Below are 21,498 nucleotides of genomic sequence, written 5' to 3' on the forward strand. Positions count from 1 at the left end.
CTCAGGCCTCCGCCAGCAGGTAGCCGACGCCGCGGATCACATGGATCTCCACGCCGGCCCCGGCCTGTTGCAGCGCCTTGCGCAGCTTGGAGATGTGCGCGTCCAGTGCATTGGACTGGATCTCGTCATCGAAGCCGTACACCGCCGCCTCCAGTGCACTGCGGGTGACGGTGCGCCCCTGCCGCATCGCCAGCGCCTGCAGCACCAGCACCTGGCGCCGGGGCAGCGCCAGCAGCTGGCCATCGACCTGCGCCTGCAGCGATTCGAAATCGAACTCCAGCCGGCCCAGTCGCAAGCGTGGTGTCACCATTGCCGAGGGCCGTCGCGAGACCGCACGGATGCGCGCCATCAGTTCCTCGATCGCCACCGGCTTGACCAGATAGTCATCGGCGCCGACATCCAGGCCCTCGACCTTGTCCGACAGCGTGCCCTTGGCCGTCAGCATGATCACCGCCAGGTTCGGACGCAGGGCCCGCGCAACGGCAACGAAGCCAGCGCCATCGCCATCAGGCAACTGGCGATCGAGCAGCATCAGCTGGTGCACCGGTTCGCGCAGCGCGATGGCCGCTTCGGCCAGGCAACCAACCACATCGGCGACCACGCCCTGCCGCTCCAGCCCCGATTGCAGGGCACGGGACAGGTCAGGATCGTCTTCGACCAGGAGGATGCGCATCGGGGGCTCGGCTACCGGAAACGGTGCCGATCATAGTGCCTGGCGCCCACTTTTTCCGCTTCGGCCTGGCGGATGCGCCGACGCAATGTTCTGACAATGTTGCTCGCCCATCATGCGCAGCCATCCTCCGCAACGTCGTTGACCGATGCCGCCACTGCCCTCGACCCTGCTGCGCCCGCTGCTGTTCTCCGCTGCCTTTGGCCTGCCGGTGTTCGCGCAGGCCGCCGACAGCAACCCGGGCATACAGGCCGGCATCAGTGCTGGCGCGACCTCGGGCGCGTATGCGCACTACGACGTCAAGCCACTGGTGGTCCCGTCCATTGCCTGGCAGGGCCAGCGCTTCTTCGCCAGCCCGGGCTCGCTGGGCATGTACCTGTACAAGCGCGAGGGCCTGCGCCTGTCGGCGGCGGTCACGCCCTACACGCTGCGCTTCAAGACCGACGACGTGAACGATCCTCAGCTGCGTCTCCTGCACAGCCGGCAGATGTCCGCCATGGCCGGCATCAATGGTGAATACAGCGCCGACTGGGGCATCGTCGAGGCCAGCGTGATGCGCGAGGTCACCGGGCACGGAGGTGGCATGGAGTCGCGCCTGCACTACAGCTATCCGATCCAGGCTGGTCGCTTCACCTGGGTCCCGAAGGTCGGCGTGGTCCACTCCAGCGCACGCTTGCTGGATTACTACTACGGCATCAGCGATGAGGAAGCGCTGCGCTCGGGACTTGCCGCCTACAACCCGGGCAGCGCGACATCACCGAGCCTGCAGATCGCGGTCAGCACGCCCCTGGGCACGAAGTGGCGCGCGACCGGCGTGGTCGCCAACCAGTGGCTCGGCGATGCAGTAAAGGACAGCCCGATGGCACGACGCGGCACTCAGTCATCGGCCTTCATTTCCCTGATGCGCTCGTTCTGAACGAGCACCCGCTACGGACAAGGACTCCCCATGGCCTCCGTCTCCCCCACTTCCGAAGCACACGCGATCCTGCGAGCCCCCGATCTGGACAGCGCCGAACGCGTCTACCTTGGCCTGATGCCCGACCTTGAGCACGTAAGCGCGCTTGCACGTCGCGCGCTCGGCCAGTCGCGCGTTGCCGACGCGGCCCGGGGATACGCGCTTTCGATGACCCTGGTCGGGCTGCGCCTGCAGGAACTGGAAATGGGCGAGGCCAGCGCGAAAGAGCACCGGCAGGCCACCCTGCGCAGCCTGCGCCAGGCCTTCAGCGCCTGAGCACCGGCCTGCCGCAACGCGGCGGCAGTGCCGCGCCCCCGCTCAGCGGAACGTGGTCCAGGCCAGCACAGCGGACAACAGGGCGACCCAGATCACTGCCTTGAACGTACCTTCCAGCATGTTGCCGCCGAACAGCAGTTCAAAGAACGGATTGGGCCTGGAAACCGGCACATGATCGCTCATCGTTGAAAGATCCTGGGGATGGGTGGAGGGCATGCACGCATGCCTGCGCGGGCACAACTCTAGTACATGCGCTCCGTCGGAGGATGTGCCGGGAACATCCGCTTAACAACCTGCGCGCCAGTTCGGGTATGTTCGACCCAACGCTGTGTTCAAGGATGATCGATGCTCAAGCACGTCCTGTTCCCCGTTGTCGCCCTGCTGCTGTCCGTGCTGGTCATCGCGCTCGGATGGCAGAACCGCCAGCTGCGGCAGATCAATGAGCAGATGGCCACGCAGCTGCAGGACATGCGTCTTGCAGCACATGGCCTCGAACTGGGTAGTCGCCCGGATGCGCTGGCGCTGCGCACCACGCAGCAGACCTTCGTCGATATCGGCGGTGCCCGCGAGGTTCCGCAGATCCTCTATTTCTTCTCCACCGCATGCCGCTACTGCCTGGCCTCGGTACCGCAGCTGCAACAGATCGCTGCGGCCCGCGGCAACAGCGAACTGGTCGGTGTCGGCATGCCGCCATACGACCAGCTGGCGGACTACGCCGGCAAACATGCACTGCGCTTCCCGATCGCCATCGACAACGAAGCCGCCGCGTCCACGCGCTATCGCGCCACCGTCACGCCGATGCTGATGGTGCTGGCTGCCGATGGCCGCGTTGCCTACAAGCATGTCGGCCAGCTCGACGCCCAGGTCGTGCAGGCTGCCGTCGCGTCGCTCGCACCGAAGCCGGCGCTGCCCTGATCCCGCGTGCCGCGCATTGCGTCGCGGCCCCCTGTTACCGCATTCGCGCCACAACCGGCACTCCCGTGCCTTCGGCAACTGCAACTCCACAACGCCAACCAAGGAGATACACATGATCGGAAAGAAAGTGCTTTCGTCCGTCGCCGGTATCGTCGTTGTCGCGGCCATGGCCTTCGGCGCCAGCCAGGCCTTCGCCGTCTCGCCCAAGACCGGATATGCACCGGGCTGCGAACCACACCCGCAGTGCCCGTTCGGCAACGCGGGCAAGCACGGCCAGCTGCTGTGCTGCGATCCGTTGTAACCGGATCCGTGCATGGGGTCGGCATCGCTGACCTGCCACACCCGCCGCGGAGCTGAGCCAGCGCCGCGGCCATGACCGGGCCACCCCGCAGTGGCCCACCACGCCGGGCCGCCTTGAAGCGCGGCCCGGCACTTCCTGGCCCGGATTCATCCTTCCCGCAGCGGCTTGGCGGGCGCTTTTCCGGCTTTCGTCGCATACCGGTTTCACAGTGCGGGGGGCAGTGCCACGCTGGACTCCCTTCTCCGGAGCACCGTGCCATGCCGATGCTTGCCCTGCTGCTGTTGTGCGCTGGCCTGTTCGGCCGCGATGCCGACGCCGGGGATGCCTCCCTGCGCAGCCAGATCCTGCAGGCCGACGCCGGGCATGCGGGCGTGCCCCCGGCACATGACCAGACACCGGAGCCGACGGCCCTGCAGTTGTACCGGCTACGCCAGGACCGCGTGCTGCGCGTGGGCAACCAGCGCCTGCCTGCAGGCGGCCAGCAGCATCAGGCCGGTTCAGCACGTTTCGCGCAGGTCTGGGAACGCGTGGACGGGCACTGGCGGCTGCAGCGCATGATCAGCATCGACGAATGGGTTGCCCAGCGCTGACGCTCGGCACCGGCAACCGTCGTAAACGAAAAAGCCGGCCCAGGGCCGGCTTTCATCGTGATCCACCGCTGCACCGGCAATGCCGGGAGCCAGGTGGTGGGCGGTACAGGGTTCGAACCTGTGACCCCTACCATGTCAAGGTAGTGCTCTACCGCTGAGCTAACCGCCCATCTTGTTTCTGCCGCCCGAAAGCTGGCCCTGCTACGTAAAAACCCGGCGCCAGGGCCGGGCTCTTCAGTTCACGACAGCCTCCTTCCGGAGACTTCGTGGTGGGCGGTACAGGGTTCGAACCTGTGACCCCTACCATGTCAAGGTAGTGCTCTACCGCTGAGCTAACCGCCCGTTTTTGCTTCTGAACGTCCGCGATTGCGTCGGTGCAGGCCGCGTATATTACGGATGCCGGCCGTGAAGCGCAACACTTTTGTGAAGAAGATGCTGCACCGCCGCGTTCAGCCCAGACTCGCTTCCTTCAGCTGCCGGATCTGGTCACGCACCCGTGCGGCATCCTCGAATTCCAGGTCCTTGGCGTGCTGGTACATCTGCTGTTCGAGCGCCTTGAGACGCGCCGCCAGCTGGGCCGGACCGAGCGAACGGTAATCGGCTCCGTCCTCGGCAACACCCGCCCTGCCCTTGCCCTTGCCCTTCTTGGCTTCCTTCTCCGCCGCATCCGAACGCGCACCTTCGAGGACGTCGACGATCGGGCGCGCCACCGAGCGCGGCACGATGCCATGTTCTTCGTTGTACTCGACCTGCTTGGCGCGGCGGCGGTCGGTCTCGTCGATCGCTGCCTGCATCGAGCGGGTCACCTTGTCCGCATACAGGATCGCCTTGCCGCGCACATTGCGGGCGGCGCGGCCGATGGTCTGGATCAGCGAACCGGTGGAGCGCAGGAAGCCTTCCTTGTCTGCGTCAAGGATCGCCACCAGCGACACCTCGGGCATGTCCAGGCCTTCGCGCAGCAGGTTGATGCCCACCAGCACATCGAACTTGCCCAGGCGCAGGTCGCGGATGATCTCCACGCGCTCGACCGTATCCACGTCCGAGTGCAGGTAACGCACGCGGATACCGTGTTCGGTCAGGTATTCGGTGAGGTTCTCGGCCATGCGCTTGGTCAGCGTGGTGACCAGCACTCGGTCACCGGCCTTGATGCGCGCGTTGGCCTCGCTCATCAGGTCGTCGACCTGGGTGCCCACCGGGCGGATCTCCACCACCGGATCGATCAGGCCTGTCGGGCGCACCACCAGCTCGGTGATCTCGTCGCCGGCCTCGCGGTACTCATACGGGCCCGGCGTGGCGGACACGTAGATCGCGCGCGGGCAGCGCGCCTCCCATTCCTCGAAACGCAGCGGTCGGTTGTCCAGTGCCGACGGCAGGCGGAATCCGAACTCGACCAGGGTCTCCTTGCGCGAGCGATCGCCCTTGAACATGGCGCCGATCTGCGGAATGGTCACGTGCGATTCGTCGATGACCAGCAGCGCGTCCGGCGGCAGGTAGTCGAACAGCGTCGGTGGCGGCTCGCCGGCGTTCTTGCCGGTCAGGTGCCGCGAGTAGTTCTCGATACCGTTGCAGAACCCGACCTCGGCCATCATCTCGATGTCGAACTGGGTGCGCTGTGCCAGGCGCTGCGCCTCCACCAGCTTGTTTTCCGCGTACAGTTGCTCAAGCCGCTCCTTCAACTCCACCTTGATCGTTTCCACCGCGGCCAGCACGCGCTCGCGGGTAGTGGCGTAGTGGGTCTTGGGGTAGACGGTGAAACGCTGCATGTTGCGCATCGTCTCACCGGTGAGCGGATCGAACAGGGTGATCTTCTCGACCTCGCCGTCGAACAGCTCGATGCGCAGCGCTTCGCTGTCCGACTCGGCCGGGAACACGTCGATCACTTCGCCACGCACGCGGAACGTGCCGCGCTGCAGCTCGTACTCATTGCGCGTGTACTGCAGCTGGGTCAGGTGATTGATGAGGTCGCGCTGGTCGATGCGCTCGCCCTTGGACAGGATCAGACGCAGCGACAGGTAGTCCTCCGGCGCACCCAGGCCATAGATCGCCGACACCGTGGCCACCACGATCGCATCCGGGCGCGACAGCAGGGTCTTGGTCGCGGCCAGCCGCATCTGCTCGATGTGCTCGTTGATCGAACTGTCCTTCTCGATGAAGGTGTCCGACGAAGGCACGTAGGCCTCCGGCTGGTAGTAGTCGTAGTAGCTGACGAAATACTCGACCGCGTTGTGCGGGAAGAACGCCTTGAACTCACCATACAGCTGCGCCGCCAGCGTCTTGTTCGGCGCCATGATCAGCGTCGGTTTCTGCACGTTCTGGATGACGTTGGCGATGGTGTAGGTCTTGCCCGAGCCGGTGACGCCCAGCAGGGTCTGCTTGGCGATGCCCGCCTCGAAGTTGCTGGTCAGCTTCGCGATGGCATCAGGCTGGTCGCCCGCCGGCGAATACGGCGAGACGAGTTCGAAACGGTCGCTCATGGTGTTGCCAGTTCCCGGGAAGGACAAGTATACGGGGCAAGGGGTGACGGCCGGCTGAGGGCTTTCCGGGCAGGCGGGCGCGGCAGTGCCTGATGGCGGTCGTCCCGCTGTGGCGCGAGGCTTGATGCCATGCATCGCACTCCCGCCCACTGTCGTTCAGCATCACGCGGCATGCATCTGGTCGAGATGCTGGTGGTGATCGCCATCCTTTCCGTTCTGCTGGCCGTGGGCTGGCCGGCCCTGCGCCCGGTGCTGTTGCGGCAACGCGCCGACGCCCTGCAGCTGACCCTGCATGCCAGTCTTTCCAGCGCCAGAAGCGAGGCCCTGAAGCGCCGCGAGCTGATCGGGCTGTGCGCCAGCGACGACGGTGAGCAGTGCTCCCGCGACTGGAGCGCAGGGTGGATCATCTATCGCAGCGGCAGGCACCGGGGGACACCAGCATCCGCCCAGGACATCCTGATCCACCATCAAGGCCGGACCGACATCGCCATCGTCGCCCAGGCCAGCGGTGGACGGCCGCTGCTGTTCTTCCAGCCTGACGGGCGCAGTCCCGGTGCCAATCTGACGCTGCGCATCTGCGCAGGAGACCGGCTGCATGGCAGGTTGGTCATCAACAACGGCGGCCGCATCCGCAGCGAGCGTGTCGACCGCACCCTTCCCTGCTGACGGGCCAAAACGACAAAAGCCGCGATTTCTCGCGGCTTTTGCAGTATCTGGCGCCCGAAGTTGGACTCGAACCAACGACCCCCTGATTAACAGTCAAGTGCTCTAACCGGCTGAGCTATTCGGGCGGGGAGGCGCATTGTACTGGGCGTTCAGAGGAAGATCAACACCTGATTTACCAGCAATCGGAAACCGTGCCGCTGGCCGTTTTGCGGTTGGCCTGGTCCACGCTCAGCGTCCCGCAGCTGTCCTTGGTCTGGTTGCCCTGGGGCGTCGCAGTCAGCGTGAACGAGGACGCCTTGCCATCGAACGTGATCGCGTACCGTGTGGTCCCGCCCTCGCGCGGCGACACCTTGCTGGGCAGCGCGAAGCCCGAGTAGGTGTTGTTCACCGAGTAGTAGCGCTCAGCACGCTGCGCGTATTCCACCAGGTCCGCCTTGGCCACGCCCCGGTGCGACTGGCGGATGTACTGCTGGTACGACGGAACGACAATCGCGGCCAGGATACCGAGCACGATCACCACGATCATCAGTTCGATGAGGGAGAAACCGTGCTGCTTGCCGGGACGACGCAGGGTACGGGAAAGAGTGTTCAGGGTCATGGGCATGTCTTCGTTACTGGATCTGGCGCCAGGATTGGCGACCGCAGGGATAAGGCACGTACATCGTCGGAGCACCCGCCACGTTGACCGCCATCCAGCAGGCACGTCCGCCTCGATCGGCACCCTTTGCCAGGCGTGGCATCACCGAGACATTGACGTCCTTCACCGGTGCGGTGCCGCCGGTGTCGAGACTCACGCCAGCCGTGCCCGCTCCGTAGGGCGTGCCGGTAATGGACCCGACCCGCGCCTGCTCCAGCGATGCAACACCCGAGATCGGATTGAGGCCAAACAGCCAGTTGCTTCCCTCGGTCGAACAGCCACGGCCACCCGCGGTAGGCATGTAGGTCGGCATGAACACCGTTCCCGACGCCACGGCAGGATTACCAACAAAGCGTTCACCTGCGCCGGGCAGTGCAATGCTCCATCCGCGCGCCGCCCCGGAGAAGGGCGTGGCCGTGACCGTGCGCAACTTGTTGGTGGTGGTCACCGTATAGGCCACCAGATTGGCGGGCACGATCGTGGCCTCCGGCTGGTCCTTGCTGGTGTCGTTGACACCGTACAGCGACTGCGCGGTGAGATCCTGGGGGTCATTGTCGAAGGAGAAGCTGCCGGTACCCAGCACCAGCATCACGCCACCACCGGGTCCGGTCACGGCGGTCATGCCACCGGTAATCGGCTGGCGATACACCTGGTTGTTGTTGTTGGTCTGGCGCGCCGTGGTGAACACCGGCGTGGTGACCGAGGTTGCCGTGCTTTCCAGGTCGAACTTCCACAGCGCGCCGCGCTGGTCGGCCGCATAGATCGTGTCCGCCAGGCCGTCACGGCCACGTACACGCCCCGTCCCACCGGCGCTGTCGGCGCGCCAACGGTCGACAGCCACGATGTTGCCCAGGCCATTGTCACCGGCGGGTGCGGTTGCTGCGGCCTCGGTAGCAGTGATCATCCGCACCGCGCCCGATCCCAGGTCGACCACGAACAGCACGGCCTTGCGGCTGAGGCTGTTGTAACCGTTGCCGAAGATCGCTTTCCACGCCACCCCGGTCCCTTCCTTCACCGGCACGATCACCGGCTTGCCAAGGACATGGCCGATGTTCGCCTTGATGGTGCTGTCGAGCCCCGGCGCCACGTCACTGATTTCCCACAGGCGATTGCCGGTGCCGAAGCTGGACGGCGTGGTTACATCCAGCGCGAACACCGAGCGCCCACCGGCGCCCGCCGTACCGACCAGCGCCGTGGCCCAGTTGCCACCGATCTGTGCGTCCGCCACCGCGATCGGTCCATCCACGTAGTAGCGATGACGGAAGCGCTGGTCGGACTTGTTGGCCGCCACGTAGGGATACAGCAGGTTGGCCATGTGGCCCAGCGCGGTTCCGGGGATGTAGGCGAAGGTCTCGCTGCCTCCGGCACTGTCACTCACGCCGTTGCCGTTCATGCCACCGTCGAAGGCATGCAGCATGCCGTCGTTGGCACCGACATAGACCATGTAGCGGCCATTGTTGCGCTTGCGGGTCAGGTACGTCGCATACGAGGTCGCCATCGCGGTGCTGATGCGCTGGTAGCCATAGTCGTCGCGGGGCGAACTGATCACCGGGCTGGAATTGACGATGTCACCCAGCACGGTGGTACGGGTGCGATAGATGCCCCCCGAGTTGCGCACTTCGCGTGATGCGTCGCCGCGCAGATAAGCCATGGCCGTGGCGATGTCGCCGCCCAGCTTTTCAGCCTCGGTCGCAGAACAGCGCGCAATACCCGGATACTGCTTCTCGTCTTTGTTGCAGAGATCGGTGAAGGCGATGTTGGTGCTGCTGAAGTCAACTGCAGCATTGCCCTTGGTGGCGACGATGGTGCGCGAACGCTGCGCGCCCAGTTTCTCGGCCGCTTCCCACACCTGCGTGTACTCGGTCTGCTGCGTCTTGTCGTTCACCGCAAGCTTGGATGCCTTCAGGCGGCTGAACCAATCGGTTTCCTCGTTGGCTACTTCGAACTGGGGCGTGACCGCCAGCGACCCGGTACCGATACGCGCGCCGGTCAGGCCCTGGCTGCCCGAAGGCGCTGGCCCGGAGGTGACCGACGACAGCACCCGGCGCATGGCCGTGGTGATGTCTGCCGGAGTACGCGCGTTGATGTACTCACCGCGGGTATTGGTCGCGGCGTGCCAGATGTCATCCACGGTGCTGGGGTTGTCGTTCTGGCGACTTGGCCAGTTGCTGTAGACCGCCGAATCGGTATACGGGTTCTGTTGCTTGTTCGGATCGAACAGATTGCCACGCGCGCCCAGCGTGATCCCGTAGAAGTTGATATGCAGATCCTTCTTGCAGTCCAGCGACTTGTCAGTGCTGGTCGCACATTGCTCCGGCACCGGCACTTGTCCCCGGGGCATCCGATCATCGGTTCGCAACGGGTTCACGTAGTAGTACGCGGCAATATCACCCATGGTGTTGGAATTGCCATCCGAGAAGGGAGTCCCCATGTCCCCGTCCACGTTGCCCGGGGCAGGTGCGAGGGATGACGAAAGGTTGTTGCCATTGTTGCTGTAGCCGTCGGTGAACAGCATCACCGCATTCTTCTGGCAGGACAGCTTGATGGGGGCATTGTCATCGGTCCGCATGAACTGCAGGCCCGCAGCGTTGACGGCATGTCGATTCGGCGTGCCACCACTGGCCGTCAGCGCGATCATGCTGCTGTAGAGCGCGGACTTCTGCCCGATCACGCTCATGTCCCGGATCGCAAGCCGTTTGTTGGAGTCTGTCGAACTGTTGTAATTCTGGAAATCGTTGATCCGGAAATACCCGACATACATGTCATTGACATTCAATGCGCGCGTCATGCCGGCGATCATCGCCCGGTTGCGGTTACCGTAGTACGAGTACCAGTTGGCGAAGTTCTGCAATGCGGCAGCATCACCGGTCCCGATGACGTACTTCCACATGTCACATCCGGAACCGCAGGCGCCGGTGACCTTGGTTCGCTGGATACCTGCATAAGCATTGGCAGTGCCTGGCAACTGCGGATAGGCGTCACCATCGCTGGTGTACGGCATGTAGAACGTTGCGGGCACATAGCGCAGCGACGCATAGCCCGCCGAGCTCCAGGTCGTGCCTCTCGTATTGGCGTTCTCGTTGCCAAAATTACCATTGGCCCTGCTTGCAGTCCTGTAGGACTGCCCGGCCGGTACCGTCATCCCTTCCTGCATCCTCTGGACGTCCCAGGACGAAGTACCCAGATAGCTGCTGGCGATCGCGAGTGTATCTGTCTCACGAGGATCGATGAGGGTGGCCGACGTGCTCGCGTCCGGATACGACTGCACCTCTTCATTTACGATCCGCAACCAGGGCTCGTACTTGATTGCGGGGTCGTAGTAGGTTGGATTGTAGGCCGCTGATCGTGCGAACCCGAAGACATCCAGAGCGGGGATGCCGTTGTAGTTGTTGATCCGGGCGCCCGGCAACACGTAGAAATAGCTGCATTCGCCGGTCTGGATGGCATTGCCCCACCGATCATAGGTGGGGAGTACGTCATCGGGCGTGTTGAGAACACCGGCCGACCGGAAGAAACTCTTCCTCCCGTAGTGCCAGCACGCCGTTCCGTCCTGCCCCGGGAACTGGGTCTGGAAGGTCATCGAACCCGAATCATCCACCGCCATGATGAATGACGGCGGCGCGGAGACCTTCAGGTTCATCGGGTGCTGCGACAATGTGCCCTGCGCCTGCGCGGCGAACAGGTTCATCGCAAGCCAGGTGCCGCCAGCCACCGCCAGCAACAGCCCGGAGCCGGCCAGGATCTTGATCTTTCGGGTCGCCATGACCGGGTTCCTCAAAGCTTGAAAACAGTGTCGACAGCCGCCGAGGAAGTACCCTCGTTGCTGGTGGCGGCATCGCGATCGGAGCCGAACGCGGTGATCTGGTAGACGCGGGTGGGCTCTTCGCTTTCCGGCGTGCCCATGCCCAGCGTCGATTCGCCCTGGATGCAGGCGTCGATGCGGCGCACGCTGACCACCGGCGCCGCCGACAGTTTCTGCTCTCCCACCCAGCGGGTGGGATCGAAGCCGTCATCGCAGATGCGCTTGATGGCGTCAGCCTTCAACGAGCCGCCGTCGCCGGTATTGTTGTCGATCTCCTCGATCGACCGCTCGGCGTCACGGACCGCCCGCTCGCTGGCCTGGAACGCCACGTTGGCGGCCCGGTAGTTGGAGGACATGCGCTCCTGCATGCTCGCCACCTGCATGCCGACCACGCCGATCAGCGACAGCAGGATCAACAGCATCAGAGCCACGTACAGCACCGCACCGCGCTGCTGCGTACGCCCCTGGAATCGACGGGAGACGGAGGGCTTCATGGGTCAGTTCCCGAACAGTCGGTTGCGCAGTGCCACGGACACCTCGTAGGAGGCACGGTAACGATCGTCGTAGGTCGTGGGCGGATTGAAGCCAACGCCGAGCACGCCCAGCTGGGCCACGGCCGTATTGGCCTGCTCGGCCGCGGCGCGCTGCGGGCTGCGCACCAGAAGTCCAAACTGCACCAGGCCAACCCGCCGCCACGCCGCGACAGCGGCGGCATCGGTACCGGTACTGACCCCGCTGGCGGTCTTCTGGAAGGCGATTACCCCGGTCGGCGGCGCAGTGCTGCTGATCGCCGTCTCGGTATCCTGGCCGTAAAGGAACTGCAGGCTCTCGATGCCTTCCACCAGTTCCTCACCGGTGGCGAACGTGTTGTCGCCAGCGCCACGCGCGCGGTACAGCGCCGGTTCGCCGGCGGTATTGGTGGCCACGTAGTACGCCATCGATTCCACCCGATAGACCATGGTCACCGCGTTGTTGGCCGAATACGCCGAGAGATCGACCTTGCTGGCCGTGATCGTGCTGTCGGCGATTTTCCCGGCGAACACATCCACCTTGCTGCAATCGGCCACGGCAAACGCCGAGGGCGTGGTGACGGCACCGGCCGACAGTCGGGCCGCCGCGTCCTTGGCGATCGTGATGTCCGGTGAATTACCGGAACCGATGGACAGCACCGGCGAGCCTTCCGGCGCCAGGTAGCGCATCACGATGATGTCGCTGCCACCCAGCGGTTTGGGCTTCAGATTGGTGATCGCCGACGGCGTGCTGCCGGCAGCTCCCCAGCTTGCGCCGAGGGTCAGCTTGTTGCCAGGCGCGGTGCCCTGCGCCTCGTAACCCTGGATCGGCACCGAGAAGTCCATCGGGCTGCCATCACCCGACTTCACGCCGGCAATGTTGACCTTGACACTGTCCTGGGCGCGCACCAGGTGCGCCTGGTCGTTCACGCAGCCCATGTGCCCGGCCATCCGGATGTCGCGCTCGAGGAACTCCAGTGCGAATCGAGCGTTTTCCTGGGTGCGCGCGACACCCTCGGACAGCTGCGACGCCGCCCGCGAGGCCATGAAGATCTGGGTCACGCCCAGCATCAGCACCAGGCCGATGACCAGCGAGATCAGCAGTTCCACCAGCGAAAGGCCTGCCGCATGGCTGGCAACGGAAGGCGCGCGCTTCATAGACGGGTAACCAGGGTGAACGTGGTGATGCTGTCGGGATTGGCTGCGTTCCATCGCTCGTCTCCCCAGCCGATGCCCACCGTGACCAAGCCATCATTGACAGTCACGTTGGCGCTGGCCTTGCCTCCCAGCACCTTGACGACCTGGCATTGCCAGCGCGCCACGTTCGCCTTGGAGGCCGTCACGTCGGCACTGTTGGGCCAGGTGCAGGGGCCCGCCGGTGCGGTGACCGAGCCGGCGGTGAAGGAGGCCTTGGTGTATTCGCCACCGTTGAGGGTTTCGCTGCGCTGCACGCGCATCAGCTCGATCAGATCGTAGGCCAGGCTGGTGGCCTGGGTGCGCTGGCTGGCGCTCTGCACGAACCGCACGTTCATGGTCTGCAGCAGCGCAAAGCCAAGCAGGCCGAACGCCAGCACCAGCAGCGCGATCAGCACCTCGATCAGGCTGAAGCCACGACTGCGGGCGGGCCCGCCCAAGCCGGAACGACGACGTTTCATTTGCAGGTTCCTGCGGTGGAGCGGACCTGACCGGAGAACAGGACGATCAGGGTCCGCATGGGGTCACCCGCCTTGCAGCCTTGCGGCACCAGGCTCACGACCTGGTCGGCGGACGCGCGACGGCGCCCCTGGGAGTCGAAGGAGATGACGGCCGGGCTGGGAGCCTCGACCGCCAGGCTGCTGCTGCCCTTGGAGAAGCGCAGCACGCTCTCGCTGCCGCTGACGGAGCCATCGCCATCGACGTCGCCCCAGGCCAGCATGCCCTTGCTCCACTCGCCATCGCAGGACGTGCCGTTGCTGCTGCCGCACACCCCGCCACCGTGGCGGTTGCGGATGGCCTCGCTGCGGGCGAGCGACAACAGACCGATCACCTCGTTGTTGGTGGTGGTCAGGCGGTTTGAGCGCATCGCGGTGCGGAAGCTGGGATAGGAGATGCTGGCCAGAATGACCAGGATGACCAGCGTGATCATCAACTCGACCAGCGTGAAGCCGTTTTGCCGGCGCAAAGACATTGGACGCTCCCCAGCGTGTTGATGGCCACGATGGGCCATCGCCCTGCCACCGGCAAGCGGCGGCAGGATGAACGGTCAATCCAGGGCGACGGGCGTCAAAGCCTTGACGACCCGCCCCGCCCCACCCCGGCCGGCGCGATCCCCATCGCGCCGGCGCAGGCTCAGGCCAGCACCTGGTAGCAGGGCTGGTATTCGCCGGAGATCTTCATCCGGCGCTGCTCGACGAAAGCGCGCAGCAGCCCGTCCAGGGCCTGCATCATGTCCGGGTCGCCATGGATCTGGAACGGCCCGAACTCTTCGATGCGGCGCATGCCGTCTTCCTTCACGTTGCCGGCGACAATGCCCGAGAACGCCCGGCGAAGGTCCGCCGCCAGCGCATGCGGTGCACGCCCGTGGTGCAGGTCCAGCGCCGCCATCGCCTCATGGGTCGGCACGAACGGCTGCTGGTACTCCCACGGAATCTCGATCGACCAGTTGAAGAAGAACGAGTCCTTCTGCGCCAGGCGGTGCTCGCGCACGCGCTTGATGCCATTGGCCATCTTCTTCGCCACCGCGACCGGGTCGCCGATGATGATCTCGTAGCGCTCGGCTGCTTCGTCACCCAGGGTCAGGCGGATGAAGCGGTCGATCTGCTCGAAGTACGGCGCCGCCACGGTCGGTCCGGTCAGGATCAGCGGGAACGGCAGATCCTTGTTCTCCTCGCGCAGCAGGATGCCGAGCAGATACAGGATCTCCTCGGCGGTGCCGACGCCACCGGCGAACACGATGATGCCGTGGCCGATGCGGACAAAGGCCTCCAGGCGCTTTTCGATGTCCGGCATGATCACCAGGTGGTTGACGATCGGGTTCGGCGACTCGGCGGCGATGATGCCCGGCTCGGTCAGGCCGATGTAACGCGTCACGGTACGGCGCTGCTTGGCGTGGGCGATGGTGGCGCCCTTCATCGGGCCCTTCATCGCGCCGGGGCCGCAGCCGGTGCAGATGTCCAGGCCGCGCAGGCCCAGCTCATAGCCCACCTGCTTGGTGTACAGGTATTCGTCGCGCGAGATCGAGTGGCCGCCCCAGCAGACCACCAGGTTCGGGTCGCCCGGATTGAGGATGCGCGCGTTGCGCAGCAGGCCGAACACCGCGTTGGTGATGCCCTCGGACGACTCCAGCTCGGCCGCGTAGGCAGGGCCCATCTCGATGGCCATGTAGGCCAGGTCACGCACCACGGCGAACAGCAGTTCGGCAACACCGCGGATGATCTCGCCATCGACGAAGGCCATGGCCGGCGCGTTGACCAGGTCGATGCGCACGCCGCGATCCTGCTGCGCCACCTGGATGTCGAAATCGGGATACAGATCGCGCGCCGCGCGCGGATCGTCAGAGGCACTGCCGCTGGTCAGCACGGCCAGCGCGCAGCGGCGCAGCAGCTCGTGCATGCCGCCGGCAGAGGCATCGCGCAGGCGGGCCACTTCGGCCCGCGACAGCACATCCAGCCCACCGCGCGGGTAGATCCGCGCGTCCTGCACCGGCAGTGCGCGGGCTGATTTTTCGTTCGTGGTCATGTCCAATTTTTTGCTTCCTTCAAGGTTTCCGACTGTACTGCCGCCCCCTTAAAAAGCAAAACGGCCGGGAAGCCCGACCGTTGGATGTGTGCTCCCCGCGTTCGCCTTTCCGGGACCGCATCGGCGGCGTTGGCACCGCGCACATTTCCGGATGCTACGCCGATGCAGAGTGGCCTGCAAGGACTTTCGCCTGAACGGAAAACGGCCGGGTTTCCCCGGCCGTTTCCGTTTACATCATCAAGCTCTGACGGATCAGAACTTGTACTTCACAGTCAGCTGCATGGACCAACGCGACACGGCAGTGTTGCCCTTGTCATTGTTGTTTTCCTGGATCGAGGAATCATCCGCACCGGTGAACGAGTACACATACTTCCCGGTGGCCGGATCGATACCTGCGAAGTTGCCCACGCGGCGGGTTGCATAGAAGCCGTAGTCGTCAATGAGGCCCCACTTCTTGTTCAGCAGGTTGCCGACATTCATGATGTCCAGGGCGACTTCACCCTTGTGACCCTTCACGAAGCCTGGGAATTCCTGGCTGATACGAACGTCGAAGCTGTTGACCCACTTGGCGCGGTGCGAGTTGGCCGGGACCACGCTGCCACGGTAGGCCTCGAGTTCCGGGTTCTGCGCCAGCCAATCGAAGAACTTCTTCTCCATCGTTGCGCCGCCAGTGAACAGCACGTCGCCCACACCCTTCGGCACGTAGAACAGATCGTTGCCGATGGCGCTGTCGCCGTTGGCATCGTTGTAGAACACGTAGCTGTACGGACGGCCCGAGCGACCTTCGTAGAAGAGGCCGATACGGGTAGCGTTGTCACCGAAGAAGTTGTGCTTCCACTCCAGGGTGCCGGTGATACGGTCCTTGATTGCATAGCGCGAGTTGTACGCGATGTTCTCGTTGGCGTTCAGGATCTGGGTGTTGTTCCAGTTCGAGGTGTTCTGCGAGCTGGTCAGCGGGCTAACTTCCTTCGACTGGGTGTAGGTGTAACCCAGCGACCAGCCCCAGTTCTCGGTCAGCGGCTTGGCCAGCGAGAAGGTAGCCTGGCTGCCACGACCCTTGTCGGTGTTGCGCAGCAACATCACGTCACCGATGTTGTTCGGACGGTTGGCGCGGTTCAGCGCGCCGTTGGTGCCGTTCTCCATGCCCAGGTTGTCGCCGGAACGGCTGTCGATCTTGCTGTTGGCCTGATTCAGACCTGCCGGGTTCCAGTACAGCTCACGACCGTCCTGCGCCGAAACGAAGGTCGCACCCTTGCCCTTGCCGTCCGTCAGGTCCAGACGTTCGAAGTACAGACCATCCTTGACCTTGGTGAACAGCACTTCAGCCGACGCCACGATGCCGTACCACGGCAGCTCATGGTCGAACGCCAGGTTGGCCTTCCACACCGACGGCAGGCGGGTGCCCGGAGCGATAATGTCCACGTTCTGGCGAGCAATGATCTTCGACGGATCCGGAATGAACGGATTGTCGGCATCAGCACTGAAACCACCCGGGTTGCCACTGACGTTGTACTCGACGTAGTTCAGACCGGTGTTCTGGTAGGCACCTGCCAGCCACACGTTCGGTGCTGCACCGCCGAACAAGCCAACGCCACCGCGCAGCTGGGTCGGACGATCGCTGTCGAAGGTGTAGTTGAAGCCAACACGCGGCTGGAACAGGCTCTTGTCCACCAGTTTGGTGTTGTCGTAGCCGTAGCGCGACTGGATGTCGGTGTTGTACTTGTTCTGGCTGGTGAAGTCCGGGATATCAAGACGGACACCAAACATCAGGCTCAGGTTGTAGTTGATCGCCCAGGTGTCCTGGATGAACAGGCCAGTGTTCTTCAGATGGAACTTGGCCGGAATATCATCCAAGCTGCCACCCGGACGCGGCACGCGCAGCTGGTAGCCGTTGGCGGTACCCTTCAGGAACGACGCCAAGTCGCGGAAGTCGTACGCGCCGTACAGATTACGGCCGTAGAAGTTCATCAGGTTATTGTCGGTGTAATCGAAACCGAACTTGACGGTGTGGTCACCGATGTACCAGGTACCGGCACCGAAGGCGCTAAGTTCCTTCGACTCGACCAGATTGGTGTGGGTGTTCTGCTCGGTGCCCAGGTACAGCGAGTTGTTGCCGAAGCGCACGCGCATCTGCGGCAGGTGCGAAGCCGCGACACGATTGGACGAGTAGTCCTTGTGCGAAACCTTGAACTCGGTCGAGAAGTTCTCGGACCAGTCACTGAACAGTTCACCCATCCAGGTTTCGTACTGGGTCGGCTGGGTGTACCAGAAGTCACTCAGCGACAGCGCGCTGCTGCTGACCTGCGGGAAGCGGACGACGTCCTGCTTCATCTTGTTGTAGCGCAGGGCCGCACGGTGGTTCTCGTTGATGTTCCAGTCGAGCTTGACGGCGTACTCTTCGATCGTCGTCTTGTTGTTCAGACCGTCAACGCCGCCGACCGGATAGCCCAGATCACTCATGCGCTTCTGGACTGCCGAGATGTCGGCGTCACTGATGCCGCCCTTGGACGGATCCTTGTTGTACGGGCTGTCACTCAGGCTCACGCCGCCGCCGCTACGCTCGTACTTTTCATAGTTGGTGAAGAAGAACAGCTTGTCCTTGAGGATCGGACCGCCGAACGTCATGCCGTAGGTCTTCTCGTCCTTGAAACCATTGAAGTCCGACTTGTCACCTTCCAGGCGCGAACGGACCATGTCCTTGTCGCGGTACGAGCCGTACACGGTGCCGTGGAACTCATTGGTACCCGACTTGGTCACGGCGTTGATCACCGCACCGGTACCACCGGCGATGGTGGTGTCGTAGTTGGCCAGGTCGATGTTGATTTCCTGGATGGCGTCCATCGACACCGGCTGACGCTCGGTCGGCAGGTTGTTGGAGCCCAGGCCGAACGGATCGGAGGCGCTGATGCCGTCGATGCGGATGGCGTTGTAGCGGGTGTTCTGGCCACCGGCCGAGATCGCGCCGTCAGCCTTGCTGACCTGCGAGATGCGCGGGTCCAGGCGGATGTAGTCCTGGATGTTGCGGTTGGCCGACGGCAGCGCGTCCATCGTTTCGCGGGTCACGTTGCTGCCGGTGCCCATCTTGTTGGCGCTGAACAGGTCCAGGCCGCCGGCGGTCGCAACAACGTTCACCGCGTCCAGATTGGTCGCAGCCAGGTCACCGCCCAGGTTGGCGTTGACGGTGTTGACCTGGTTCAGGTTCAGGTAGACACCCTCTTCGGTCTTGGTGCCTTCACCGGACTTGGTGATGGTGATGGTGTACGGACCACCCACGCGCAGGCCGCGCGCGTTGTATCGACCCGACGCATCGGTGGTGGCACGCGAAACGGTGCCCGACTCGGTGTGGGTGATGGTGACTTCAGCGCCGGCGACAGGCTGGCCTGCGGCGGACATCACCTGGCCGCCGACACCGGCAGAGGTGCTCTGGGCGAAGGCGGGAGCGGCGGCGAGCGCAGCCACGAGACCAAGGGTGAGCTTGGACATCCGGAGTGGGTGGGTCATTTTTCGGTAGCCTCGATGCGAGTTGGCGATGGCGGAAAAAAAGCGCATCCAAACAGCCCTGCGGGTGGCTGGTCGGAGATTTATCTGGGGTTCCCTACCGCTTGGCTGAAGGCAGCCACAACGGTTAACACTAGATTAACACGCTACGCCATCAATGTGACGGTTGTGCGACAAACGGCACCGGATCGCAACGCAATCGTGACGGGTTCTTCACTCCGCCTTTCCCCCGGCCTCATTCCGGCAGGGGCGCCTCACTGGCGTCGAGAATCCGGCCCCGCCAGGCAAGCCCAGCGCTGGACAGCAGGGTCACGGCCGCCGCAGCGGCGGCCTCCGGGCCCCGGGCGGCCGGGTCCTGGTCGACGGAATAGGCCCTGGCGCGCAGCGCCGTGCGCAGGGGGCCCGGATACAGGCCGCTGACCCGCACCGGGCTGCGGCCGAGTTCGTCATGCAGGCTGGTGATCAGCCCGCGCAGGCCATGCTGGGCCACACCGTATCCGCCCCAATAGGCCTGCCCCACCCGTTCGGAGGCATCGACCGCAAACACCAGGGCCGCGTCCTCGCTCTGCCGCAGCAGCGGCAGGCACGCCTGGGCCAGCCACGCCGGAGCAGTGAGCGTGACATGCACCGCACGGGCGAAACTGGCCGGGTCGGCCAGTTCGAACGGGGTCAATCCGGGGAAATGGGCGGCACAGACCAGCACTCCATCCAGGCGCCCCAGCTCGCGCTGCAGGGCCTGGGCCAGTTCGGCATAGTCGTCGGGGCCCGCACCCTCCAGATCCAGCGGATACAGCAGCGGTTCCGGGCCGACGGCCTGGACCTGGGCATAGACACGGTCCAGGCGGCGCGGCTTGCGGCCCAGCAGGACCACGGTGGCCCCGGCGGCGGCGGCGGCAACGGCCGCCGCACTGCCCAGCCCACCGCCGGCGCCGGCAACCAGCACCACGCGATCCTGCAACGGGCGGCCATCGAGCGCCCCGTTGGTCGGTGACGTCGATGGCCAGGCACTCATCCCTGGGTCGCCTCTTCGACGATGCGCTTGAGCTCGCCGGCTTCAAACAGTTCCAGGACGATGTCGCAGCCGCCGATCAGCTCTCCATTGATGAACAGCTGCGGGAAGGTCGGCAGGTTGGAGAACCGCGGCAGGTTGGCGCGGATCTCGGGTTCTTCCAGCACGTTGACGGTGCGCAGTGTGACCGCGCCGGCTGCCATCAACGCCTGTACGGCGCGGCTGGAGAAACCGCACATCGGGTACTGCGGGGTGCCCTTCATGAACAGCACGAGCGGGTAACGATCGACCTCGGCCTGGATTTGCTGCATTACCGCCACAACCTCACTCCTTGCTTCGCCGGACAAACCGACCGCGGTGGTCGGCTAGACTGCCCACGGTAGCCGCCATTGTAAGCGGATGGAACCGGCTGCCGCCGCCCCTCTGGCCACGAACCTGTCCATGCCTGTCGAATTGCCTGCCCTGCCCTACCTTTCCGGCTCCCTGCAGCCGCACCTGTCCGCACAGACCCTGGAGCTGCACCACGGCCGCCACCATCGCGCCTACGTGGATGCGGTCAATGCCGGCATCCTCGGCACCGAGTGGGAAGACGCGTCACTGGAAGAGATCGTCCGCCAGGCCCAGGGCAAGCTGTTCGATGCGGCCGCCCAGGCGTGGAACCACGGCTTCTACTGGCAGTGCCTGCGACCGCGTGGCGGTGGCGAACCGCAGGGTCGCCTGGGCGAGCTGGTGAAGCGCCAGTTCGGCGACGTGCAGCGCCTGCGCGAGGAATTCAACCGTACCGCGCTGGGCCTGTTCGGCTCCGGCTGGGTGTGGCTGGTGCAGCATCCGGGCGGACAGCTGGGCATCCAGGCGACCCGCAATGCCGGCACGCCGCTGACGGGTGAAAGCACGCCGCTGCTGTGCTGCGATGTCTGGGAGCACGCCTACTACACCGACTACCAGAATGACCGCGCGCGCTATCTGGACGCGTTCTGGCAGATGGTCAACTGGGAATTCGCTGAGAGCCAGCTACGCTGAGGCAGCGGCTCCGCTCCGGGGTAGTGCCGGCCGCTGGCCGGCATCCCCATCGGTGTACAGAGATGGCGAATCTGCCAGCCAGCGGCTGGCACTACCGGAAAGCAGAGCGTGACTTCACGCGTTCTCGTGCGCGGCCACCGCATCCATCACCCGCGCCGAGTACACCAACGCCGCACCGGCATTGAGCGACACCGCCACACCCAGCGCCTCGGCGATTTCCTCGCGGTTGGCACCGTGCTTCAGCGCGGCATCCACGTGCACGGTGATGCAACCGTCGCAGCGGGTAGTGACCGCCACCGCCAACGCGATCAGCGCGCGGGTCTTCGCATCGAGGTGGTTGGTCTGGGCACCGGCATTGGCCAGCGTGGCGTAACCCTTCACCGTATCCGGCGAGAGCTTGCCGATCTCGCCGATACGGCCCTTCAGTTCCTTGCGGTAGGCATTCCAGTCGAGCATGGG

The 21,498-nt window shown here is 64.6% G+C and carries 21 protein-coding genes and 3 tRNA genes; 7 read left to right on the forward strand and 17 right to left on the reverse strand.

Annotation, left to right across the window (positions count from 1 at the left end):
* Position 1: 1 nt before the first annotated feature.
* Positions 2-673, reverse strand: a complete 672-nt coding sequence (locus tag AC5P67_RS06475) for a response regulator transcription factor (RefSeq protein WP_005408870.1) — start codon at positions 671-673, stop codon at positions 2-4.
* Positions 674-818: 145 nt separating this feature from the next.
* On the opposite strand from AC5P67_RS06475, the gene AC5P67_RS06480 reads away from it, so the two are divergent.
* Together AC5P67_RS06480 and AC5P67_RS06485 are read left to right on the forward strand one after the other, a co-directional pair.
* Positions 819-1,586, forward strand: coding sequence for a MipA/OmpV family protein (locus AC5P67_RS06480; protein WP_111193888.1), 768 nt, complete (start codon positions 819-821; stop codon positions 1,584-1,586).
* 30 nt (positions 1,587-1,616) lie between these two features.
* A complete protein-coding gene (locus AC5P67_RS06485; RefSeq protein ID WP_005408868.1) occupies positions 1,617-1,901 on the forward strand; it encodes a hypothetical protein in 285 nt (94 codons plus the stop codon).
* Between the two features lie 42 nt (positions 1,902-1,943).
* Here AC5P67_RS06485 and AC5P67_RS06490 read toward each other — a convergent pair whose 3' ends face one another.
* Positions 1,944-2,084, reverse strand: a complete 141-nt coding sequence (locus tag AC5P67_RS06490) for a hypothetical protein (protein ID WP_005408867.1) — start codon at positions 2,082-2,084, stop codon at positions 1,944-1,946.
* A gap of 162 nt (positions 2,085-2,246) precedes the next feature.
* On the opposite strand from AC5P67_RS06490, the gene AC5P67_RS06495 reads away from it, so the two are divergent.
* The 3 genes from AC5P67_RS06495 to AC5P67_RS06505 all read left to right on the forward strand — a co-directional run bounded on the left by AC5P67_RS06495 (position 2,247) and on the right by AC5P67_RS06505 (position 3,707).
* A complete protein-coding gene (locus tag AC5P67_RS06495; protein WP_111193887.1) occupies positions 2,247-2,816 on the forward strand; it encodes a TlpA family protein disulfide reductase in 570 nt (189 codons plus the stop codon).
* 112 nt (positions 2,817-2,928) lie between these two features.
* The gene (locus AC5P67_RS06500; protein WP_005408865.1) at positions 2,929-3,117 is read left to right on the forward strand and encodes a hypothetical protein; all 189 of its coding nucleotides are present in this window, start codon (positions 2,929-2,931) and stop codon (positions 3,115-3,117) included.
* A 257-nt stretch (positions 3,118-3,374) separates the two neighbouring features.
* Positions 3,375-3,707, forward strand: a complete 333-nt coding sequence (locus tag AC5P67_RS06505; RefSeq protein WP_005412816.1) for a hypothetical protein — start codon at positions 3,375-3,377, stop codon at positions 3,705-3,707.
* Positions 3,708-3,801: 94 nt separating this feature from the next.
* Here the strand turns inward: AC5P67_RS06505 and AC5P67_RS06510 are convergent.
* The 3 genes from AC5P67_RS06510 to uvrB form a co-directional block, all read right to left on the reverse strand.
* Positions 3,802-3,876 (reverse strand) — tRNA-Val (locus AC5P67_RS06510).
* Positions 3,877-3,974: 98 nt separating this feature from the next.
* Positions 3,975-4,049: transfer RNA gene (locus tag AC5P67_RS06515), tRNA-Val, on the reverse strand.
* A 107-nt stretch (positions 4,050-4,156) separates the two neighbouring features.
* Positions 4,157-6,181 carry an excinuclease ABC subunit UvrB gene (uvrB, locus tag AC5P67_RS06520; protein WP_005408863.1) on the reverse strand — a complete coding sequence of 675 codons (2,025 nt, stop codon included), beginning with the start codon at positions 6,179-6,181 and terminating at the stop codon, positions 4,157-4,159.
* A 129-nt stretch (positions 6,182-6,310) separates the two neighbouring features.
* Here uvrB and AC5P67_RS06525 point away from each other — a divergent pair, with 129 nt between their 5' ends.
* Complete coding sequence (locus AC5P67_RS06525; RefSeq protein ID WP_099470581.1) at positions 6,311-6,847, forward strand: GspH/FimT family pseudopilin; 537 nt, start codon at positions 6,311-6,313, stop codon at positions 6,845-6,847.
* 48 nt (positions 6,848-6,895) lie between these two features.
* Here AC5P67_RS06525 and AC5P67_RS06530 read toward each other — a convergent pair.
* The 11 genes from AC5P67_RS06530 to grxD form a co-directional block, all read right to left on the reverse strand.
* Positions 6,896-6,972: transfer RNA gene (locus AC5P67_RS06530), tRNA-Asn, on the reverse strand.
* Between the two features lie 47 nt (positions 6,973-7,019).
* A complete protein-coding gene (locus AC5P67_RS06535) occupies positions 7,020-7,445 on the reverse strand; it encodes a type IV pilin protein (RefSeq protein WP_043034368.1) in 426 nt (141 codons plus the stop codon).
* A gap of 13 nt (positions 7,446-7,458) precedes the next feature.
* Positions 7,459-11,247, reverse strand: a complete 3,789-nt coding sequence (locus AC5P67_RS06540) for a pilus assembly protein (RefSeq protein ID WP_099523943.1) — start codon at positions 11,245-11,247, stop codon at positions 7,459-7,461.
* An 11-nt stretch (positions 11,248-11,258) separates the two neighbouring features.
* The gene (locus AC5P67_RS06545) at positions 11,259-11,780 is read right to left on the reverse strand and encodes a pilus assembly PilX family protein (protein ID WP_005408859.1); all 522 of its coding nucleotides are present in this window, start codon (positions 11,778-11,780) and stop codon (positions 11,259-11,261) included.
* A 3-nt stretch (positions 11,781-11,783) separates the two neighbouring features.
* The gene (locus AC5P67_RS06550; protein WP_109338059.1) at positions 11,784-12,953 is read right to left on the reverse strand and encodes a PilW family protein; all 1,170 of its coding nucleotides are present in this window, start codon (positions 12,951-12,953) and stop codon (positions 11,784-11,786) included.
* A complete protein-coding gene (pilV, locus tag AC5P67_RS06555) occupies positions 12,950-13,450 on the reverse strand; it encodes a type IV pilus modification protein PilV (protein WP_106549010.1) in 501 nt (166 codons plus the stop codon). The genes AC5P67_RS06550 and pilV overlap by 4 nt, the downstream gene beginning before the upstream one ends.
* Positions 13,447-13,962 carry a GspH/FimT family pseudopilin gene (locus tag AC5P67_RS06560; protein WP_043034372.1) on the reverse strand — a complete coding sequence of 172 codons (516 nt, stop codon included), beginning with the start codon at positions 13,960-13,962 and terminating at the stop codon, positions 13,447-13,449. Before AC5P67_RS06560 ends, pilV begins: the two co-directional genes overlap by 4 nt.
* Positions 13,963-14,123: 161 nt before the next feature.
* The gene (gene ppnN, locus AC5P67_RS06565) at positions 14,124-15,512 is read right to left on the reverse strand and encodes a nucleotide 5'-monophosphate nucleosidase PpnN (RefSeq protein ID WP_049432572.1); all 1,389 of its coding nucleotides are present in this window, start codon (positions 15,510-15,512) and stop codon (positions 14,124-14,126) included.
* A gap of 252 nt (positions 15,513-15,764) precedes the next feature.
* Positions 15,765-19,013, reverse strand: coding sequence for a TonB-dependent receptor (locus tag AC5P67_RS06570; RefSeq protein ID WP_080101792.1), 3,249 nt, complete (start codon positions 19,011-19,013; stop codon positions 15,765-15,767).
* Between the two features lie 232 nt (positions 19,014-19,245).
* A complete protein-coding gene (locus tag AC5P67_RS06575; RefSeq protein WP_099523939.1) occupies positions 19,246-20,022 on the reverse strand; it encodes an SDR family NAD(P)-dependent oxidoreductase in 777 nt (258 codons plus the stop codon).
* Complete coding sequence (grxD, locus tag AC5P67_RS06580; RefSeq protein ID WP_005408852.1) at positions 20,019-20,339, reverse strand: Grx4 family monothiol glutaredoxin; 321 nt, start codon at positions 20,337-20,339, stop codon at positions 20,019-20,021. Before grxD ends, AC5P67_RS06575 begins: the two co-directional genes overlap by 4 nt.
* 121 nt (positions 20,340-20,460) lie before the next feature.
* Between grxD and AC5P67_RS06585 the strand changes: the two genes are divergently transcribed.
* A complete protein-coding gene (locus AC5P67_RS06585; RefSeq protein WP_032966020.1) occupies positions 20,461-21,039 on the forward strand; it encodes a superoxide dismutase in 579 nt (192 codons plus the stop codon).
* Between the two features lie 114 nt (positions 21,040-21,153).
* On the opposite strand, the gene AC5P67_RS06590 is transcribed toward AC5P67_RS06585, so the two are convergent.
* Positions 21,154-21,495, reverse strand: a complete 342-nt coding sequence (locus tag AC5P67_RS06590; RefSeq protein WP_111193802.1) for a carboxymuconolactone decarboxylase family protein — start codon at positions 21,493-21,495, stop codon at positions 21,154-21,156.
* Positions 21,496-21,498: the final 3 nt, after the last annotated feature.

Source organism: Stenotrophomonas sp. YJH_SMC_21 (genome assembly GCF_059369555.1).

What these genes read in the sequence shown, in the direction of transcription:
- AC5P67_RS06475 (WP_005408870.1), bottom strand. Translation starts at nt 673, where the DNA reads ATGCGCATCCTCCTGGTCGAAGACGATCCTGACCTGTCCCGTGCCCTG.
- AC5P67_RS06480 (WP_111193888.1), top strand. Translation starts at nt 819, where the DNA reads ATGCCGCCACTGCCCTCGACCCTGCTGCGCCCGCTGCTGTTCTCCGCT.
- AC5P67_RS06485 (WP_005408868.1), top strand. Translation starts at nt 1,617, where the DNA reads ATGGCCTCCGTCTCCCCCACTTCCGAAGCACACGCGATCCTGCGAGCC.
- AC5P67_RS06490 (WP_005408867.1), bottom strand. Translation starts at nt 2,084, where the DNA reads ATGAGCGATCATGTGCCGGTTTCCAGGCCCAATCCGTTCTTTGAACTG.
- AC5P67_RS06495 (WP_111193887.1), top strand. Translation starts at nt 2,247, where the DNA reads ATGCTCAAGCACGTCCTGTTCCCCGTTGTCGCCCTGCTGCTGTCCGTG.
- AC5P67_RS06500 (WP_005408865.1), top strand. Translation starts at nt 2,929, where the DNA reads ATGATCGGAAAGAAAGTGCTTTCGTCCGTCGCCGGTATCGTCGTTGTC.
- AC5P67_RS06505 (WP_005412816.1), top strand. Translation starts at nt 3,375, where the DNA reads ATGCCGATGCTTGCCCTGCTGCTGTTGTGCGCTGGCCTGTTCGGCCGC.
- uvrB (WP_005408863.1), bottom strand. Translation starts at nt 6,181, where the DNA reads ATGAGCGACCGTTTCGAACTCGTCTCGCCGTATTCGCCGGCGGGCGAC.
- AC5P67_RS06525 (WP_099470581.1), top strand. Translation starts at nt 6,311, where the DNA reads ATGCATCGCACTCCCGCCCACTGTCGTTCAGCATCACGCGGCATGCAT.
- AC5P67_RS06535 (WP_043034368.1), bottom strand. Translation starts at nt 7,445, where the DNA reads ATGACCCTGAACACTCTTTCCCGTACCCTGCGTCGTCCCGGCAAGCAG.
- AC5P67_RS06540 (WP_099523943.1), bottom strand. Translation starts at nt 11,247, where the DNA reads ATGGCGACCCGAAAGATCAAGATCCTGGCCGGCTCCGGGCTGTTGCTG.
- AC5P67_RS06545 (WP_005408859.1), bottom strand. Translation starts at nt 11,780, where the DNA reads ATGAAGCCCTCCGTCTCCCGTCGATTCCAGGGGCGTACGCAGCAGCGC.
- AC5P67_RS06550 (WP_109338059.1), bottom strand. Translation starts at nt 12,953, where the DNA reads ATGAAGCGCGCGCCTTCCGTTGCCAGCCATGCGGCAGGCCTTTCGCTG.
- pilV (WP_106549010.1), bottom strand. Translation starts at nt 13,450, where the DNA reads ATGAAACGTCGTCGTTCCGGCTTGGGCGGGCCCGCCCGCAGTCGTGGC.
- AC5P67_RS06560 (WP_043034372.1), bottom strand. Translation starts at nt 13,962, where the DNA reads ATGTCTTTGCGCCGGCAAAACGGCTTCACGCTGGTCGAGTTGATGATC.
- ppnN (WP_049432572.1), bottom strand. Translation starts at nt 15,512, where the DNA reads ATGACCACGAACGAAAAATCAGCCCGCGCACTGCCGGTGCAGGACGCG.
- AC5P67_RS06570 (WP_080101792.1), bottom strand. Translation starts at nt 19,013, where the DNA reads ATGACCCACCCACTCCGGATGTCCAAGCTCACCCTTGGTCTCGTGGCT.
- AC5P67_RS06575 (WP_099523939.1), bottom strand. Translation starts at nt 20,022, where the DNA reads ATGAGTGCCTGGCCATCGACGTCACCGACCAACGGGGCGCTCGATGGC.
- AC5P67_RS06585 (WP_032966020.1), top strand. Translation starts at nt 20,461, where the DNA reads ATGCCTGTCGAATTGCCTGCCCTGCCCTACCTTTCCGGCTCCCTGCAG.
- AC5P67_RS06590 (WP_111193802.1), bottom strand. Translation starts at nt 21,495, where the DNA reads ATGCTCGACTGGAATGCCTACCGCAAGGAACTGAAGGGCCGTATCGGC.